This is a genomic window from Rhodococcus sp. M8, from assembly GCF_015654185.1.
Classification (GTDB): domain Bacteria; phylum Actinomycetota; class Actinomycetes; order Mycobacteriales; family Mycobacteriaceae; genus Rhodococcus; species Rhodococcus aetherivorans.
On the sequence record NZ_CP064065.1, the window covers coordinates 1,819,998 to 1,841,115 of the forward strand.

Annotated in this window: 1 protein-coding gene; it reads right to left on the minus strand. The window is 72.1% G+C overall.

From position 1 onward, the window contains the following. Positions 1 to 84: 84 nt before the first annotated feature. Entirely contained in the window at positions 85 to 20,868 is a 20,784-nt protein-coding gene (locus ISO16_RS08045) for a non-ribosomal peptide synthase/polyketide synthase (protein ID WP_195886194.1), read from the minus strand. Positions 20,869 to 21,118 lie beyond the last annotated feature (250 nt).

A 21,118-nucleotide genomic window follows, 5' to 3' on the forward strand; every position in this document is an offset into this window, starting at 1 on the left:
GCGGCCACCTCGGTGCCCACGGGGTCGGACGACAGTCGATGTTCGATTATCCCGGTCGGACCGACAGCAAACGAAGCGCCCAGGTCAGAGCCCCCTACCGGTGATCTCGTCGGCCGCCGCGAGCACGGATCGGACCAGTTCGGCGAACCCGTCGGCGCCCAGCGCGGGCAGGACGCCGGGGATGAGGGTGTTCAACACCACGGGCACGAGCGCCTCCGCGGTGAGTGCCCCGCCCGTCGCGGTCGCCGTCGCGGCCAGTTTCTGCGCGAACTCCCCGAAGGTGACGTCCCGGCCGCCGTGGCTGAGCGCCACCGTGTCGGGGGCGGTCTCGGCGGCGGCGGCGACCAGGTCCGGCAGGTCCGCCACGGTCCGGGGCTTGCGCGGCGCGGCCACGCGGGCCCGTTCGGCCTCGGTGAGGATGTCGATCGCGCGCAGCCGCACCTGGGGGTCCGACGTCACCGCGTCCAGGACGCGGGTGAACCGCTCGGCGAACAGCTCGACCGTCTCCCGGTCGAACAGCGCGGTCGCGTAGGTGAAGATCACGTCGAGGCCGCCGAGGCCACCGCCGGGCGCGAACTGCTCGACGAAGGTGCACTGCAGGTCGAACTTCGCCTGATGGGCACCCGCCTCGAGCGGGGTGACCGCCAGTCCGGGCAGCTCCAGCGTTCCGGTCTCGATGTTCTGGAACGTGAGCATCACCTGGAACAGCGGCGTGTACGAGCTCGACCGCTTACGGCCGACGGCGTCGACGAGCCGCTCGAACGGCACGTCGGCGTTGCCGAACGCCGCCAGGTCCTTATCCTTCGCCTGGGCGAGCAGGTCGGCGAACGTGTCCCCGCCGGCCACGCGGGTGCGCAGCACCAGCGTGTTGACGAACATGCCCACCAGGTCGTCGAGAGCTTCCTCGGCGCGGCCGGCGGTCGGGGTACCGACCGCGACGTCCTCGGCGGACGCGAGGCGCGACAGGAGCACCGCGAGGGCGGCGTGCACGACCATGAACACCGTCGCGTTGTGTTCGCGGGCGGTCTTCTCGATGCGCTGCGCGAGCGCCTCACCGATGGTGAACGCCACCGCGTCGCCCTGGGTCGACTGCCGCGCCGGCCGCGGCCGATCGGTCGGCAGCGCGAGCAGCTCGGGGCTGCCGGCCAGCTCGGCGGTCCAGTACCCGAGCTGGCGGGACAGCTCGCTGTCCGGGTCGTCCGGGTCGCCGAGCACCCGCTGCTGCCACAGCGTGTAGTCGGCGTACTGGACCGGCAGCTCCGCCCATCCGGGCACCTGGGCCTCGGCGCGGGCGGCGTACGCGACCATCACGTCGCGCACGAGCGGCCGCATCGAGTAGCCGTCGGCGCTGATGTGGTGGGCCACCAGGGCGAGCACGTGCTCGTCGTCGGCGACGCGGAACAATCGCGCCCGCACCGGCGGGGTCGGTGCCGTCACGTCGAAGCCGGCGCCGAGGACGCCGGTGAGCCGGTCGACGATCTCGCTCTCGGGCACGGGCACCGGGGACAGGTCCGGCAGCGCCTGCGCCGTCGGGAGCACCACCTGGACCGGGCCGTCCTCCGTGTCCGGGTACACCGTGCGCAGCACCTCGTGCCGAGCGATCACGTCGGCGACGGCGGCGCGCAACGCGTCGACGTCGAGGGAGCCGCTGAGCCGCACCGCGACGGGGATGTTGTAGGCCCCCGATCCCGGATCCACCTGGTTGAGGGTCCACATCCGCTGCTGCGCGAGCGAGAGCGGAACCCGGTCGGGCCGCGGCTCCGGCACCAGCGGCGGCCGGGCGCCGCGGCCGACGGACGGCTGGATCCGCCCCGCCAGCGCCGCGACGGTCGACGCCTCGAACACGGTCCGCACCGACACCCGGGTGTCGAGCGCGGCGCCGAGCCGGGAGGCCAGCTGCGTCGCGAGCAGGGAGTTGCCGCCGAGCTCGAAGAAGTCGTCGTCGAGGCCGGCGCGTTCGATGCCGAGAACCTCGGCGAGGATGCCGGCGACGATCTCCTCCACCGGGGTGGTGGGGGCACGGAACTGCCCGGCCTCGAACTCCGGTTCGGGCAGTGCCCTGCGGTCGAGCTTGCCGTTGGTGTTCAGCGGCAGTGCCTCGAGGACGACGAACACCGACGGCACCATGTACGACGGAAGCGCCTGCGCCAGCGCGGTCTTCGTCGCGGCGGCGTCGAGTTCGGCACCACCGGCCGGAACCACGTAGGCCACCAGCCGATCTCCGACGTGCGGGTCGTTGCGGACGAGGACGGCGACGTCGCGCACCTCGGCGCGGGCGCGCAGCACCGACTCGATCTCACCGAGTTCGATGCGGTAGCCGCGCACCTTGACCTGGAAGTCGGCGCGGTCGCGGTAGACCAGTTCGCCGCCGCGGTTCCAGTGCACGATGTCGCCCGTGCGGTACATCCGGCCCCCGCCGAACGGGTCTGCGACGAACCGGTCGGCGGTCAGGTCGGGACGGCCGTGGTAGCCGCGCGCCAGCTGGGCACCGGCCAGGTACAGCTCGCCGGCGACCCCGACCGGCACCGGACGCAGGCGCGCGTCGAGCACGTGGACCCGGGTGTTCCACTCGGGCACACCGATCGGCACGACCGTGGTGTCGGCGTCGTCGGTCTCGTGCACGGTGACGGACACGGCGGCCTCGGTCGGCCCGTACAGGTTGAACAGGACCGCCGCGTTGTCCGCGCGGAACTGCTGCGCAGTGGCCGCCGGCAGCGCCTCGCCGATGGCGAGCACACGGCGCAGCGACGATGCGACCTCCCCACCCGCGGCGGTCATGAGCATCGACAGCATCGACGGCACCGCGTGCAGCGTGGTGACGCGCTCGTCGCGCAGCAGCCGCAGCAGGTAGTCGGGATCGCGATGCCCGTCGGCGGTGGCGATCACCAGGCGCGCGCCGGAGGTGAGCGCCGACCAGAACTCCCACACCGACAGGTCGAACGTGGCGACGGTCTTGAGCAGCACCGCGTCGTCCGGTCCGAGGTCGAACGCGTCCCGCTTCCACAGCATCTGGTTGACGACGGCGGAGTGCGGAACCGCCACCCCCTTGGGCCGGCCCGTCGACCCGGACGTGAAGATCACGTACGCGGTGTTCGCGGCGCGCAGCGGCGCGCGGCGCTCCGCCGCCGTCACCGGCGCGTCCGGCAGCCCGGACAGGTCCACGCGGTCGAGTTCGACGACCGGCACGCCGGGCACGTCGAACCGGTCCGCCGCGACCGTGACCACACAGGTGGGGGCGGCGGTGTCGAGGATGTAGGCGTTGCGCTCGGCCGGCTGATCCGGATCGAGGGGCACATACGCGGCGCCGGCCGTGGCGATCGCGTACATGCCGACCACGAGTTCCGGCGACCGTCGCGCGACGAGCGCCACCCGATCCTCCGGGCCCACGCCCAGGGCGATCAGGTGCCGGGCGAGGCGGTGGACTCGGGCGCCGAACTCGCCGTATGTGACGGCAACGCCCTCGTACACCAGTGCGACCGCGCCGGGATCCCGGCGCACCTGCTCGTCGAACAGGTCGACGAGCGTTGCGGCCGTGCCGGTCTCGTGGACGGTGTCGTTCCACGCCGTCAGGACGTCGTGCTGTTCGCGCGCGAGCAGCAACGGGTGGTCACCCACCGGCACGTCCGGCGCCTGCACGAGTGCACGGAGCAACTGCTGGAAGCGCTCGGCCACGGCACGGGCGGTGGACTCGTCGAACAGGTCGGTGGCGAACGTCAGGATCGCGTCCATCCCCGACGGGGCGCCCTGCTCGTCGTACCGGTCGCTGACGATCAGGTGCAGGTCGAACTGCGACGTGCCGCCCTCGAGGTCGATCGGCGCGACGGTCAGGCCCGCCAGTTCCAGTGCGGTGCGCTGCTGGTTCTGGAACGAGAAGCCCACCTGGAACAGCGGGTGCCGCGCGGTCGAGCGAGCCGGGTTGAGCACCTCCACGAGCCGCTCGAACGGCACGTCCGCATGCGCGAACGCCTGCAGGTCGGTTTCGCGGGCCGCCGCGAGCAGTTCGTCGAACGAGCGGCCGCCGTCGACGGAGAGCCGGAAGACCAGCGTGTTGACGAACATGCCGATCAGGTTCTCGACGGCGGCCTCGCCGCGGCCGGCGATGGGCGTGCCCACCGCGATGTCGGCGGATCCGGACAGGCGGGCGAGCAGCGTGGCGAACGCGGCGTGCATCGCCATGAACACGGTCGCGTTGCGGGCGCGGGCGAGATCGCGCAACGCGGCGTGCACGTCCGCGTCCACGGTGAACTCGACCCGGTCGCCGCGGAACGACTGCTGCGCCGGACGCGGCCGGTCGGTGGGCAGGTCGAGCTGGTCCGGCAGGTCGGCGAGCGCGGTCCGCCAGTGGTCGAGCTGCCGGGCGGCGAGCGACTCGGGGTCGTCCTCGGAGCCGAGCAGTTCCCGCTGCCACAGCGCGTAGTCCGCGTACTGCAGCTCGAGCGGCGCCCACGCCGGTTCGGTGCCGGCGGCCCGGGCGGCGTACGCGGTCATCACGTCGCGGGCCATCGGGACCATCGACGAGCCGTCGGCGGCGATGTGGTGCACCACGGTGACCAGGACGTATTCGGCGGGCGCGAGGCGCAGCAACGCGATCCGCAGCGGGATCTCGCGGGTGACGTCGAAGCCGGTCGACGCGAGTGCGCGCAGCCGCGACTCCAGCTCGGCCGCCGGGACGTCGACCGGCTCGAGACCGATCGGCACCGCGGTGGCGGGCCGGATCTCCTGCACCGGACCGGAGTTCGTCTCCGGGTACACGGTCCGCAGCGTCTCGTGGCGGGCCACCAGGTCGGCCACGGCGGCGCGCAGCGCGGCGACGTCGAGGTCACCGGTCAGCCGCAGGGCCATCGGGATGTTGTAGGCCGTCGACTCCGGGTCGAAGCGGTTGAGGAACCACATGCGCTGCTGCGCCGGCGAGAGCGGGATGCGTTCCGGACGCGTCCGCGCCGTCAGCGGCACCCGGCCGCCGCCGGTGGCGTCCTGCTCGACCCGCGCCGCGAGCGCGGCGACGGTCGACGCCTCGAACAGGGTCCGCACCGGAACCTGCGTGTCGAGCGCCGCCCCGAGCCGCGAGACGACCTGCGTGGCGATCAGCGAGTTGCCGCCGAGCTCGAAGAAGTCGTCGTCCGCACCCACCCGCTCGACGCCGAGCACCTCGGCGAACGTGCCGGCGACGATCTCCTCGACCGGGGTCGACGGCGCCCGGAAGACCCGGGTCTCGAACACCGGTTCCGGCAGCGCCCGGCGGTCGAGCTTGCCGTTGACCGTCAACGGAATCGCGTCGATCACCACGAACGCCGACGGCACCATGTACTCCGGCACCAGCGCGCCCACCCCGGCGCGCAGTTCCTCGACGTCGACGGTCGCGCCGTCCGCCGGCACCACGTACGCGACGATCCGCGCCGCCCCGGGGGCGTCCTCGCGCACGATCACCGCGGCCTGCCCGACCGGCTGCTGGGCCAGCACGGCCGACTCGACCTCGCCGAGCTCGATCCGGAAGCCACGGATCTTGACCTGGTCGTCCGCGCGGCCGAGGTACTCGAGGTCACCCGAGACCGCCCAGCGCGCCACATCGCCGGTGCGATAGAGCAATCCGCCGTCGGCGGAGAACGGATCGGCCACGAACCGGGCCGCGGACAGGTCCGGACGGCCCAGGTATCCGCGGGCCAGCTGCCCGCCGCCGACGTACATCTCACCGGCCACGCCCACCGGGACGGGGTTGAGACGGGTGTCGAGGACGTAGACCCGCAGGCCCGCGATCGGCACGCCCACGATGCTCGCCGAACCGGCCTCGGCCAGGTCCGCACCGATCTCCCGGTACGACACGTGCACCGTGGTCTCGGTGATGCCGTACATGTTCACCAGCCGCGGCGAGGTGTCCCCGTGCCGGGCGAACCAGCCCTCCAGGCGGCGCGGCTCGAGCGCCTCACCACCGAAGATCACGTACCGCAGGGCCAGCTCGCCACCGGTCCCGCCGGTCGTGCGGTCCGCCTCGGCGAGCTGGTAGAACGCCGACGGCGTCTGATTCAGCACCGTCACACCCTCGCGAACGAGCAACTCGCGGAACGCCTCCGGCGAGCGCGAGGTGAACCAGTCCACGACGACGAGGGTGCCGCCGTACAGCAGCGGACCCCACAGTTCCCACACCGAGAAGTCGAACGCGTACGAGTGGAACATCGTCCACACGTCCGACGGGCCGAAACCGTAGACCGACTCGGTGTTGACCATCAGCCGCACCACGTTCCGGTGCGGGATCAGCACGCCCTTCGGCCGGCCTGTGGACCCGGAGGTGTAGATGACGTACGCGAGGTTCGTGGCGCCGAGCGGCGCGGTGCGCTCCTCGTCGCGGATCGGCGCGTCGTCCACCCCCGACAGGTCGACGGTGTCGAGCTCGACCACAGGCACCGCGGTGGGCACGTCGACCCCCGTGCCGGAGAGGGTGAGCACCGCGGCCGGCGCGGCGTCGGTGAGCATGAACTCGATCCGGTCGGCCGGGTAGTTCGGGTCCACCGGCAGATACCCGCCGCCGGCCTCGAGCACCGCGACGAGCGCGACCACCAGATCCAGCGACCGCGGCAGCGCGACCGCCACGAGCGACTCCGGACCCACACCCACGGAGATCAGGTGCCGGGCCAGTCGCCGCGCCCGGGAGGCGAACTCGGCGTAGGTGAGCGCCTCGTCGCCGAACCGCACCGCGATGTCGCCGGGTGCGGCGGCGACGCGCGCCTCGAACATGTCCACCAGCGTCACGTCCGCCGGGGCGACGTCGTCGCCCAGCGAGTTCCACCGGGAGACCACGAGCTCGCGCTCGAACTCGTCGACGATCTCGATGTCACCGACCGCCACCGACGCATCCGCCGCCACGGCCCGCAGGATCCGCAGCAGCTGCTCGGCGAACGCGGCGACCCGCAGCTCGTCGAACAGGTCGGTGGCGTAGGTCACGGCGGCATCGATGCCGGCGGCCGAGCCGTCCGGGGCCACCTGCTCCGAGAAGGTGAACTGCAGATCGAACTTCGCCGTGGGCGGGTCGTAGTCGAGCGCCTCCAGAGCGAGGCCGTCGAGTTCGAACTCGGCCTGTCCGATGTTCTGGAAGGTCAGCGCCACCTGGAACAGCGGGTGCCGGGCCTGGGAGCGTTCCGGATCGAGGATCTCCACCAGCCGTTCGAACGGCACGTCCGCGTGCGCGAAGGCATCGAGGTCGTTCTCGCGCACCGCGCTCAGCAGGTCCGCGAAGGACTGCCCGCCCCGCACGTCGGTGCGCAGGACGAGGGTGTTGACGAACATGCCGACGAGGTCGTCGAGGGCGGCCTCGCCGCGGCCGGCGACCGGCGTGCCGATCGCGATGTCCTCGGTCGCGGACAACCGGGCCAACAGCACCGCGAGCGCCGCGTGCACGACCATGAACAGCGACGTGTTCTTCTCGTGCGCGAGGTTCTGCAGGCGGTCGTGGAGCGCCTCCTCGACGCGGAAGCGGCTGGTGCGGCCGTGCCCGGAGGCCCGCTCGGGACGGACGCGATCGGAGGGCAGGTCGAGCTGGTCGGGCAGGGCGGCGAGGGTGCGCTTCCAGAACTCCACCTGCTCGGCGGCCACGGATCCCGGTTCGTCCTCGGAGCCGAGCACGTCGCGCTGCCACAGGGCGTAGTCCGCGTACTGGATCTCGAGCGGTGCCCAGCCGGGCAGCTCACCGCGGGTGCGGGCCGCGTAGGCGACCATCACGTCGCGGGCGAGCGGACGCACCGAGAACCCGTCCGTGGCGATGTGATGGGCGACGAACAGCAGCACATGCTCGGTCCGGCTCAGCTCGAAGACCACCGCGCGGAAGGGCACCTCGGTGGTGACGTCAAATCCGCGCGTCACCAGTTCGCGGGCGCGGTCCGGCAGGGCCTGCGCGTCGATGCGTTCGATCACGAGCCGCACCGGGGACTCCGGCAGGATCTGCTGGTAGCCGGTGCCGTCCACGTCGGGGTAGACGGTGCGCAGCACCTCGTGGCGCTCGGTCAGGTCCCGTATCGCCCCGCGCAGCGCGGGCACGTCGAGGGCGCCGGTGAAGCGCACGCCGATCGGCACGTTGTTCACCGCCGACTCGGGGTCGAAGCGGTTGAGGAACCACATGCGCTGCTGCGCCGGCGAGAGCGGGATGCGCTCGGGCCGCTCGTACGGGACCAGCGGCGTGCGGCGGCCGGCGCCGGCCTCCTGCTCGGCCCGCACCGCGAGGGCCTCGACGGTCGGGGCATCGAACAGGGCCCGCACCGGGATCGACGCGTCGAGCGCCTCGCTGAGGCGGGCCGCGACCTGCGTCGCGACGAGCGAGTTGCCGCCGAGGTCGAAGAAGTCGTCGTCGCGGCCGACCCGCGGCACGCCCAGTACCTGGGCGAACACGCCCGCGACGATCTCCTCGACCGGGGTCCGCGGCGGGGTGAAGGTGCGCACCTCGAAGGTGGGGGCCGGCAGCGCGCGCCGGTCGATCTTGCCGCTGGCGTTCAGCGGGAACGCGTCCAGTGCGACGAACGCGGAGGGCACCATGTACGACGGCAGCGTGGCCGCGAGCGCGTCCTTCGCCTTCGCGGGATCGAACTCCGCACCCGGCTCGGGGACGACGTAGCCGACCAGCTGCGGCCCGAAGCGCGGGTCCTCGCGCACCACCGCGACGGCCTGGCGCACCTCGTCGAGGGCGGCGAGCTGCGACTCGACCTCCCCGAGTTCGATGCGCAGCCCGCGTAGCTTGACCTGCAGGTCCGTGCGGCCCAGGTAGTCGAGCTCGCCCGCGGCGGTCCACCGCGCGAGGTCGCCGGTGCGGTACATCCGCTCGCCGGCGGCCCAGGGGTTCGCGACGAACCGCTCGGCCGTCAGATCCGCGCGGCCGTGATAGCCGCGGGCCAGCTGGACACCGGTGAGATAGAGCTCGCCGGCGACGCCGACGGGCACGGGGTGCAACCGTTCGTCGAGCACGAGCGCGTCGGTGTTCCACACCGGCGTACCGATCGGCACCGCCCCGGCGTCGTCGGCACCCGCCGTGCGGTGGACGGTCTGGATCGTCGTCTCGGTGGGTCCGTACAGGTTGTGGACGGGCGCGTCGTTCAGTGCGCGGAACCGTGCGACGGTTTCGGCCGGAAGGCTCTCGCCGCCGCAGAAGACCTGGGTCAGGGACGCGGCGGTCGTCCGGTCGAGGTGTTCGAGGACCGCGTCGAAGACGGCGGGCACGAATTGGGCCACCGTGACGGCGTGACGCGCGATCGCCGCCGCCATTCCGGCGGGGTCGCGGTGCAGGTCGGGCGCACCCACCACGATCCGCGCCCCCACCAGCGGGGGCAGGAAGATCTCCCACACCGAGGCGTCGAAGGTGGCGGGGGTCTTGAGCAGCAGGACGTCGCCGGCCGTCGGGCCGAACCGGTCCCGCATCCACAGCAACTGGTTGACCACGGCGGCGTGCGGCACGGCCACGCCCTTCGGCCGACCGGTGGAGCCGGACGTGTAGAGCACGTACGCGAGATGCTGCGGCCGCAGCGGCGCGAGCCGGTCGGCGTCGGTCAGCGGCGCGTCGCCGTACGGCGCGGTGTCGGCCTCGTCGAGCGCCACGACCGGCACCGCGTCCGCACCGGGCAGGCGGTCCCGCCCGGACCTGGTGAGAACCAGGACGGGCGAGGCGGATTCGAGGACGTACGTGATCCGGTCCGCCGGCTGGTCCGGGTCGAGCGGGACGTAAGCGGCCCCGGCGGCAAGGACCGCGTGGATCGCCACGAGCATCTCCGTGGAGCGGCCGGCGGCCACCGCGACCACCGTGTCCGGTCCCGCGCCGCGCGCGACGAGATACCGCGCCAGCGCGTTGACCCGGGAGCCGAACTCGCGGTAGGTCAGCGCCGACTCACCCGACTCGATCGCCACGGCGTCGGGGGTGCGGGCCGCCTGCTGGGCGAGGAGATCGACCAGCGTGGCCCCGCAGTCGAGCGTGCGGCGGGGCCCCCGCGCGAGCTGCTCGACCGCGTCGAGTTCCGCGCCCGGCAGCATCGGCAGGTCGCCGACCGGCACGTCGGGCTGCTCGGTCACCAGCCGCAGCAGCCGGACGAACCGGTCGCCGACGGCGGCCACGGTCGGGGCGTCGAACAGGTCGGTGGCGTAGGAGATCTCGACGGCGAGGTCGCCCGCGTCGGTGCCGGCCGCCTGACCCTCGAGGATCGTGACCATGAGGTCGAACTTCGACACGCCCGCGTCGAGGGGCAGCTGCGCGACGGACAGCCCCGGCAGTTCCAGGGCCACGTCGCCGATGTTCTGGAACGCCAGCATGACCTGGAACAGCGGAGTCCGGGCCTGGGTGCGTTCCGGCGCGAGCACGTCCACGAGACGCTCGAACGGCACCTCGGCGTGCGCGAAGGCCCCGAGGTCGACCTCGCGCACCCGGGCGAGCAGTTCGGCGAAGGTGTCGGCAGTGTCCACCTCGGTGCGCAGCACCAGGGTGTTGACGAACATGCCGATCAGGTTGTCGAGCGAGCGTTCCCCGCGGCCGGCCACCGGGGTGCCGACGGCGATGTCCCGGGACGTGCCGAGGCGGGCCAGCAGCAGCGCCAGGGTCGCGTGGACCACCATGAACACCGTCGCGCGCTGTTCCCCGGCGAGCCGGCCGAGCGCGGCGTGCAGCGACTCGTCGATGGTGAGGCGATGTGTCGCACCACGATTCGTCGCGACCGCGGGCCGCGGCCGGTCGGTCGGCAGGTCGAGCCCGTCCGGCAATCCGTCGAGCGCCTGCTTCCAGTACTCGAGCTGACGGGTGACGACGGAGGCCGGGTCGCCCTCGGAGCCGAGCACGTCGCGCTGCCACAGGGTGTAGTCGGCGTACTGGATCTCCAGCGGCTCCCAGGCGGGCTCGTTGCCGAGCGACCGGGCCGCGTAGGCGACCATGATGTCGCGGGTGAGCGGCCCCATCGAGAAGCCGTCGCCGGCGATATGGTGCATGACCGCGACGAGCACGTGCTCCTCGGGACTCAGGCACAGCAGGCGCACGACGATCGGGACGTCGGTGGACACGTCGAAGTGGGTGGCCGCCAGCGCCCGCAGCTCGCCGGGGAGCTGCGCCGGCTCGACCCGCACGGGCTCGAGCGAGACGCGGACCTCGGACGGGGCGAGCACCTTCTGGTAGCCGTACCCGTCGAGGTCGGGGTAGACGGTGCGCAGCGACTCGTGGCGGGCGAGGACGTCGCACACCGCTTCCTCGAGCGCCGGGACGTCGAGCCGGCCGGACATGCGGACGGCGACGGGGATGTTGTTCGCCGTCGAGTCGGGATCGAACCGGTTGAGGAACCACATGCGCTGCTGGGCCAGCGACAGCGGCACCCGCTCGGGCCGGGGCTGCGGCACCAGCGGGGCCCGTCGCGCCGGGCCGTCGTGACCGTCGATCCGGGCGGCCAACGTCTCGACGGTCGAGTTCTCGAACAGCAGCCGCAGCGGCACCGACGCATCGAGCGCCGCACCGATCCGCGAGACCACCTGCGTGGCGATCAGCGAGTTGCCGCCGAGGGCGAAGAAGTCGTCGTCGAGGCCCACCCGGTCGAGACCGAGCACCTCGGCGAACACACCCGCCACGATCTCCTCCACCGGAGTCGTCGCGGCCCGGAACACCTTGACCTCGAACACCGGCTCCGGCAACGCCTTACGGTCCAGCTTGCCCGACGCGTTCAGCGGCAGCGCGTCCAGTTCCACGAACGCCGACGGCACCATGTACGACGGGAGCATCTGCCCCACCGCCGACCGGGCCGCGCCCTCGTCGAACACGGCACCGGCGGCCGGCACGACGTACCCCACCAGCTGATCCGACCGGACCAGTACCACTGCCTGCTCCACCGCCGGCACGTGCAGCAGCGCCGCCTCGATCTCGCCCAGCTCGATGCGCAGGCCGCGCAGCTTGACCTGGAAGTCCGTACGCCCGATGTACTCGAGTTCCCCGCCCTCGGTCCACGTCACCAGGTCGCCCGTGCGGTACAACCGCTCCCCGGGCGCGCCGAACGGCGACGCGACGAACCGGTCGGCCGTCAGGTCCGCCCGACGGACGTAGCCGCGGGCCAGCTGCACCCCGGCCAGGTACAGCTCCCCGGCCACCCCCACCGGGACCGGGCGCAGCCGGGCGTCGAGCACGTACACCCGCGTGTTCCACACCGGCGCACCGATCGGCACCGACACCACGTCCGCGTCGGTCACCTCGTGGAACGTCACGTCCACCGCGGCCTCGGTCGGCCCGTACAGGTTGTGCACGCTCACACCCGGCAGCACCGACCGCACCCGGGCGGCGACGGCGGCGGCGAGGGCCTCACCGGACGCGAAGACGTACCGCAACGACGAGATCCCGCCGACCGCGGACTCCGCGACGAACACCGCCAACATCGACGGCACGAAGTGCGCGACCGTCACCGACCGTGCGCGCATGACCGCAGCGAGATACCCCGGGTCACGATGGCCGTCCGGCGCCGCCACCACCAGCCGCGCCCCGACCTGCAACGGCCAGAAGAACTCCCACACCGACACATCGAACGTGAACGGCGTCTTCTGCAACACCACATCCTCGGCGGTCAGCCCGTACCGCCCCTGCATCCACACCAGACGATTGACGATCGCCGCATGCGAGACGCCCACACCCTTCGGCCGGCCCGTCGACCCCGACGTGAAGATCACATACGCCGTGTTCGACGGCCGCAACACCCCCGCCCGGTCCGCGTCCGCGAGCGGCGTATCGGAATACCCCGACAGGTCCACCGCGTCGACGCACAGGACAGTCGTCTCCCCCGGCGCCTCGAACCCGTCCCGCGTCGTGGTCAGCACCACCACCGGTTCCGCCACCTCGAGGATGTAGCCGTTGCGCTCCGCCGGCTGATCCGGATCCACCGGCACATACCCGCCCCCGGCCTCCACGATCGCGTACATCCCCACCAGCAGATCCACCGACCGGCGCATCGCCAACCCCACCAGCGACTCCGGCCCCACCCCCACCGACACCAGATGCCGCGCCAACCGGCGCACCCGCCCGGCGAACTCGCCGTACGTCAGCGACTCGTCCCCGAACACCACCGCCACCGCCTCCGGCGACCGGCGCACCCGCTCCTCGAACAACCCCACCAACGTCACCGACGGCACCGGATGTGCCGTGTCGTTCCACACCTCGAGCACCCGCGACCGCTCCACCGGCTCGAGGATCTCCAGGTCGCCCACCGCCACCGACGGATCCGCCACCACCTCCTCGAGCACCCGCACGAACCGCGCCGCGAACCCCGCCACCGTCGACGCATCGAAAAGATCCGTCGCATAGGTGATCTCGGCGACGAGCCCGTCGGCGCGGCCGTCGTCCGAGGACTCGGACAGCGTCAGCTGCAGGTCGAACTTCGCCACCGAGGTATCGATGGCCTGCGTCTCCAGGACGAGACGGGGCAGCTCCACGTGGGTCGACCCGAGATTCTGGAAGGACAGCATGACCTGGAACAGCGGGTGCCGCGCCGTCGACCGGGCGGGATTGAGCACCTCCACCAGCCGCTCGAACGGCACGTCCGCGTGCGCGAACGCCCCGAGCGCCGCCTCGCGGGCCCGGGCGAGCTGCTCGGTGAACGGCCGGTTCGGGTCCACCTGGGTGCGCAGCACCAGGGTGTTGACGAACATGCCGACCACGTTGTCGAGTTCCTGCTCGCCGCGGCCGGCCACCGGGGTGCCGATGGCGATGTCGTCGGTGCCCGACAACCGCGCCAGCAGCACCGACAGCGCCGCGTGCACCACCATGAACAGGGTGGTGCCCTGCCGGCGCGCGACCTCGTCGAGCGCGGAGTGGATCTCGGAGGACACGACGAATCGTTCGGTCCCGCCGCGGAACGACTGCCGTGCCGGCCGGGGCCGGTCCGACGGCAGGTCGAGCTGGTCGGGCAGCCCGGCGAGGGTGTTGCGCCAGTACGCGAGCTGATCGGCGATCAGCGACTCCGGGTCGCCCTCGGAGCCGAGCAGTTCGTGCTGCCACAGCGTGTAGTCCGCGTACTGCACCGGCAGCGGCGGCCACGCGGGGCGCTCCCACTCGATGCGCGCGGCGTAGGCGGCCATGACGTCGCGCGCGACGGGTCCCATCGACCAGCCGTCGGCGGAGATGTGGTGCATGACGATCGCGAGCACGTGCTCGGTCGGGCCGATCTCGAACAGGTGAGCCCGGATGGGCACCTCGCGGGTCACGTCGAACCCGGTGGATGCCAGCGCCGAGATCTCCTGCTGCAGATCCTCTTCCGTGATCAACGTGGGCGTCAGGTTGGGCACCGCCGTGGCGGCGTCCGTGACGACCTGCATCGGCCCGTCCGGCCCTTCCGGGTAGACGGTGCGAAGCGACTCGTGCCGGTCGATGACGTCCATGATCGCGACCTGCAGCGCGGTGATGTCGAGCTCACCGGACAGCCGCAGGGCGAAGGGCAGGTTGTAGGTGGCCGACTCGGGCTCGAATCGGTTGAGGAACCACATGCGCTGCTGGGCCAGGGACAGCGGGATCCGGTCGGGGCGCGGCCGGGCCACGAGCGGGATGCGCCGACCGGCGCCGGCCCGGTGTTCGACCCGCGCGGCCAGCGCGACGACGGTCGACGCCTCGAACAGCAGGCGCACGGGCACCTGGGTGTCGAGGGCCGCGCCGAGCCGGGACACGAGTTGTGTCGCGACGAGCGAGTTGCCGCCGAGTTCGAAGAAGTCGTCGTCCAGTCCGACGCGGTCGATACCGAGGACGTCCTCGAACGTGCCCGCGACGATCTCCTCGATCGGCGTGGTGGGGGCGCGGAAGGTCCGCGCCTCGAACACCGGCTCGGGCAGTGCCTTGCGGTCCACCTTCCCGTTCGGGGTGAGGGGGACGATGTCGAGGACGACGCACACCGAGGGGACCATGTAGGACGGCAGGAATCCGGCGACGTACTCGGTGAGTTCGTCGCTGTCGATGCCGGCCTCGCCGTGGACGTAGGTGACGAGAGTGGTCTGGCCCGAGGGCGTCTCGTGCCCGATCGTGGTGGCGAAGTCGACGGCGGGGTGGGACAGGAAGGCGGCGTCGATCTCACCGAGCTCGATGCGGTAACCGCGGACCTTGACCTGGAAGTCGGTCCGTCCGGCGTACACCAGCCGGCCCTCGTCGTCCCACCGCACGACGTCCCCGGTGCGGTACATGCGCTCGCCCGGCGCGCCGAACGGGGAGGCGACGAAGCGGTCCGCCGTCAGCGCCGGTCGCCGGTGGTAGCCACGGGCGAGGGCGTCCCCGGTCAGGTACAGCTCGCCGGACACGCCGACCGGGACGGGGTGCAGACGCGGGTCGAGCACCAGGGCACCGACCCCGGCGACGGGCGTGCCGATGGTGATGGGCTCCCCGGGGCGCAGTTCGCCACGGGTGGTGACGATCGTGGTCTCGGTGGGGCCGTACGCATTGAAGTAGCGGCGGCCCGGAGACCAGCGGGCGACCAGGTCGCCGGTGGAGACGTCGCCGCCGACGTTGAGGACGCGCAACGTGTCGAGGTCGCGGGGGTCGACCGAACCGAGCACGGCGGGAGTGATGACGGCGTGGGTCACCCCGTGCGCCTTGATCAGGTCGTGCAGTTCGGTGCCGCCCAGCACGTTCGCGGGGGTCACCACGAGCTCGGCGCCGGAGGCGCCGGCCATCAGCCACTCGAGCACCGACGGGTCGAAGCTGGGCGCGCACACGTGCAGCACCCGGGACCGGTCGGTGACGCCGTAGAGTTCGACGCTCTCCTGGACCAGCGCGGCGAGCCCGTGGTGGGTCACGGCGACGCCCTTCGGCAGGCCCGTCGAGCCCGAGGTGTAGATCATGTACGCGACGTGGTCCAGGCGCAGCGAGGCGAGCCGGTCCGCGTCGCGGACGGGCGCGGCGGACGCCCGCGCGATCGCCGCGACGGTCTCGGCGTCGTCCAGGGCGTTCCAGTCGAAGTCCGCGGGTAGCCCCGGCAGGTGCCCGGCGGTGGTCAGGCCGAGCACGGCGCCGGAGTCCCCGACGATGTGCCGGATGCGCTCGATCGGGTGCGCGGGATCGATCGGCACGTACGCGGCGCCGGTCTTGGCTACGGCCCACACGCAGTGCACCATCTCCGCCGAACGCGGGAATGCCAGTGCCACAATTGTTTCGGGACCGACGCCACTGTCGATGAGGACCCGCGCGAGACGATTGGACCACTCGTCGAGCTCGCGGTAGGTGAGAGCGGAGTCGCCGCACCGGACGGCGACCGTGTCGGGAGCGAGATCCGCACCGGCCGTGAGCAACTCGACGAGCGGCCGCTCGCTGCGGTGGAGCCCGGGGCCACGGACCGAGGCGAGCCGCGCCGACTCCTCGGGCGCAAGGATGTCGATGTCACCGACGGGCGTGGCGGCGTCGGCGACGATCGCCTCGAGGATCCGCACGAAACGCTGCCCGAAGACGTCGACGGTGTCGGCGTCGAACAGGTCGGTCGCGTACTCGAACACGGCGTCGACACCGGCCGGGCGGCCCGCGTCGTCGGTGCGCTCGACGAGCCACAGCTGCAGGTCGAACTTCGCGATCGGTACGTCGAGCTCGGCCGCGGTGGCGCGCACGCCGGAGAACGAGATGTCGCGCGTGCCCGGAGATTCCACGGCGAGCGCGGCCTGGAACAGCGGGTGACGGGCCGTGGAACGGGGCGGCTTGAGGACCTCCACGAGCCGCTCGAACGGGACGTCCGCGTTGGAGAAGGCGCTCAGGTCGGAGTCGCGGACCCGGTCGAGGAGTTCCTCGAAGCGCGCCCCCGGATCGACCCGGGTGCGCAGCACCAGCGTGTTGACGAACATGCCGATCAGGTCGTCGAGGAGACGATCGCCGCGGCCGGCGACGACGCTGCCGACGGTGATGTCGTCGGATCCGCTCAGCCTCGACAGGAGCACGGCGTAGGCGGAGTGCATCACCATGAACAGCGACGCCTGGTGCGAGCGGGCCACCTCGGCCAGCCCCCGGTGGGTCTCGGGCGAGATCCCGAAGCGGCGCTTGCCGCCCCGGTAGGAGGCGACCGCCGGGCGGGGCCGGTCCGCGGGCAGGTCGAGCTGATCCGGGATGCCCTCGAGTTCGCGGGTCCAGTAGGCGATCTGCTGCGCAGAGATCGAGTCCGGGTCGGATTCGAGACCGAGCACATCGCGCTGCCACAGCGCGTAGTCGGCGTACTGCACCGGCAGCGGGGACCAGGCCGGTTCGGAGCCGGCGGCCCGCGCCGCGTACGCGGCCACGATGTCGCGCACGAGCGGCTCGAAGGACGATCCGTCCGCGGCGATGTGGTGCAGCACCATCGCCAGGACGAACTCGTCGTCCGCCAGGCGATACAGCGCGATCCGGAACGGCAGGTCGACGGTGACGTCGAATCCGCGCTCGGCCAGCGCCACGACCCGGGCGAGCAGATCGGACGCGGCGACGTCGAGGACGGGCACACGGCTGTCGACGTGTTCGACCGGCAGGATCACCTGCTGCGGTTCGCCGTCGACCGCCGGGTAGACGGTGCGCAGCGTCTCGTGCCGGGCGACGACGTCGCCGAAGGCGGCGTCGAGGGCAGCGGGATCGAGCGGACCGGTCAGCCGCACCGTGAAGGGCAGGTTGTAGGCGGCGGTGCCGACGTCGAACCGGTTGAGGAACCAGATCCGCTGCTGCGCCGTCGAGAGCGGCAGCACGTCCGGCCGCGAGCCCGCCACGAGCGGCCGGCGGGCCCCGGACCCGGACTGGCGCGCCACCCGGGCGGCGAGACCCACGACGGTGGACGACTCGAACAGCACCCGCACCGGCACCTGGGTGTCGAGTGCGGAGCCGATCCGGGAGACCAGCTGAGTGGCGACGAGCGAGTTGCCACCGAGTTCGAAGAAGTCGTCGTCGAGGCCCACCTCGGCGACCCCGAGCACCTCGGAGAACGTCTCGGCCACGATCCGTTCGGCGGCGGTGCGCGGCGCCCGGAACATGCGGGCGCTGTTGAACACCGGCTCGGGCAGGGCCTTGCGGTCGAGCTTGCCGCTGGTGTTGAGCGGGAACGCCTCGAGCACCATCAGCGAGGCCGGCACCATGTACGACGGGAGCGCCCGCCCGAGCGCCTCGGTCAGCGCCTCGGTGTCGATCGCGTGCCCGGGGGCGGCGACGAGGTAGCCGACGAGCTGGTCGCCCGTCGCCGTGGGCACCACGAGCACGACGGCCTGCGACACCTCCGGGGCGGCGAGCAGGACCGTCTCGATCTCGCCCAGCTCGATCCGCTGGCCGCGGAACTTGACCTGGAAGTCGGTGCGGCCGATGTAGTCGAGGTATCCGCCACCGTCCGCGCCGAGGCGCCACAGCACGAGGTCGCCGGTGCGGTACATCCGGTCGCCGGGCGCACCGAACGGATCGGCGAGGAACCGGTCGGCGGTGAGGTCGGGGCGGCTCAGGTAACCGCGCGCGAGCTGGACACCGGCGAGATACAGCTCGCCGGGCCGGCCGGGCGGCACAGGGCGCAGCCGGTGGTCGAGGACGTAGGCGCGGCTGTTCCACTGCGGCACGCCGATCGGGACGGTGGTCACGTCCTCGGGTCCGGCGCGGTGGTAGGTGATCGAGACCGCGGCCTCGGTGGGTCCGTAGAGGTTGTGCAGCTGCGCGTTGCACAACTGGGCGAACGCCGCGGCCGTCTCCGCCGGCAGGGCCTCGCCGATCACGAACACGTGCCGCAGCGTGTCGCACGAGCCGGGGCGGGCATTGGCGACGAACACGGTGAGCATCGACGGGACGAAGTCGGTGACGGTGACGCCGTGCTCGGCGATCTTGTCGGCCACGTACATCGGGTCGCGGTGGCCGTCCGGGGTGGCGACGACCAGGGTCGCACCGACGCGCAGCGGCATGAAGAAGCCCCACAGCGACACGTCGAACGTCGTCGCGGTCTTCTGCAGGTACACGTCGGACGCCGACAGCGCGTACTGGTCGTTCATCCATCGGATCTGGTTGTCGATCGCCCGGTGGGTGACGGCGACGCCCTTGGGCCGCCCCGTGGAGCCGGAGGTGAAGATGACGTAGGCGGTGGTGTCGAGGCGCACCGGCGCGAGCCGGTCGGCGTCGGCGAGCGGGCGCGTGTCCAGGCCGGTGAGGTCGAGGCGGTCGATCTCGACCACGTCGAGGCCGGCAGGCAGGTCCACCTCGTCGCGCGCGGTCGTGACCACGCAGACGGGCAGGGCCGTCTCGAGGATGTAGGCGGTCCGGTCCGCGGGATGGTCCGGGTCGATCGGCACCCAGGCGCCGCCGGCCTTGACGATCGCGTACATGCCGACGAGCAGTTCCAGGGAGCGCCGCACCGACAGCCCGACGAGGGACTCGGGTCCCACGCCGCGGGCGACGAGCAGCCGCGCGAGCGCGTTCGCGCGGGCGTCGAACTCGGCGTACGTCAGGCTCTCGCCCTCGTACACGAGGGCCGGGGCGTCCGGTGTGCGCGCCACCTGCTCCTCGAACGCCTCCAGCAGCGTGCGGTGGTCGAGGGGGTGCTCGGTGCGGTTCCACTCGGTGAGCACCTGGGCGGTCTCGGTGCCCGTTCCGAGGGGCAGGTCCCAGACGCGCCGGTCGGGATCGGAGGCGACGAACCGGTCGAAGAACTCCACGAACCGGGAGTGGTGCGCACGGGACTCCTGCGCGCCGTAGAGGTTGGGGTTGGACTCGAAGTCGATGTGGGTGTGCGTGCCGCCGCTCTTGTAGACGTTGACGCCGAGGTCCTCGATGAGACCGGTGGACAGGATGTTGATCCGTCCCACCATGTCGCCGAGGCGAACCTCGTTGTCGAACAGCATGATGTTGATCCACGGCCCGAAGAACGTCGAGCGGCCGCCGGCCGCGTTGCCGGCGTCGCGGACGATGTCCTCGTGGCGGTACCGCTGGTGCCGCAGCGCACCGGAGACCGCGGCGGTGGCCGCCTCAACGAGCTGCCGCACGGTGGTGCCGGAGTCCACGTCGAGCCGCAACGGCACCACGTTGGAGACCATGCTGCCGGACCGGCGCAGCACCGCGGTGGTCCGCGCGGCGACGGGCAGGCTGAGCACGACGTCGGTGCGGCCGGTCATCTGGGCCATATAGGCGGCGAAGGCGGCGATGACCGCGGTCGCGAGGCTGGTGTTCTCGCGTTCGGTGAAGCTGTCGACGAGCCGCTCGACGCGGTCGCCGAGGGCGGCGCTGTCGATCCGGCTGACGGGGGCCGGCGGGGCGGTGCGGCCGGCCAGGCTGGTGGGTTCCTCGATGCCCTGGATGACCGTCGACCAGTACTCGCGGTCGGTGTGGAACCGGGGTGAGTTCCGGTACGCGATCTCGGCCTCGTACACGGTGCGCACGTCCGAGGCCTTGTTGGGGCTGGGCTCGGCGCCTTCGACGGCGGCGGTGTAGAGCTCCGCGATGCGCGTCATGAAGGTGGCGGCACCGAAACCGTCCAGGGCGAGGTGGTGGACGCGGTTGTACCAGAAGTAGCGGCGCTCGCCGATCTGCAGGACGGTGGCCACGATGAGCCGGTCCTTGAGCACGTCGACCGGCGTGCTGCGGTCGGCGCGCATCCATTCGAGCGCGGCCTCGCGAGGGTTCTCCGCCGCCCGCAGGTCGACGAACCCGAGCGGCGCCTCGAGGCTGGGATCGACCAGCTGGTAGGGCTGCGCGTCGACCTCGAGGAAGCGCAGGAAGCCGGACCCCATCTCGAGGGCGGCGCGGGCGCTGGACTCCCGGAGCAGGTCGACATCGAGGTCGCCGACGAGCTCGACGTACTGGGCGATGTTCGCGGGCACGGAAGGATCGACGTGTTGCGCGAACCACATCCCGAGCTGCGCCGGGGAGAGGGGGAAGGCACCGTCCGGCACGTTCGCCGCGTTCGTGTTCGTCGCACCCGATCCGCCGACACCCAGCGAGTCCAAACCCCAACCTCTCTCTCACCGTCGGACGCAGGCCCGACCGTCGCGCCCGGTGGCCCGGGCGAGCACCGTGCTCAGGTATATCTGCAGTTCAGGGGAGGAGCGTTACACGGCGGACAACGGCGCGAACGCCGCGAGACCCGCCGGGACAACGATCCCCCCCGCCTGTCGGCGCGGAGCTGCCCGAGCAGGTTACTCGCCGGTCGCCTTCCGGCCGCGTGACTTGCGCACCGGACCAATCTACAGGGTCGGT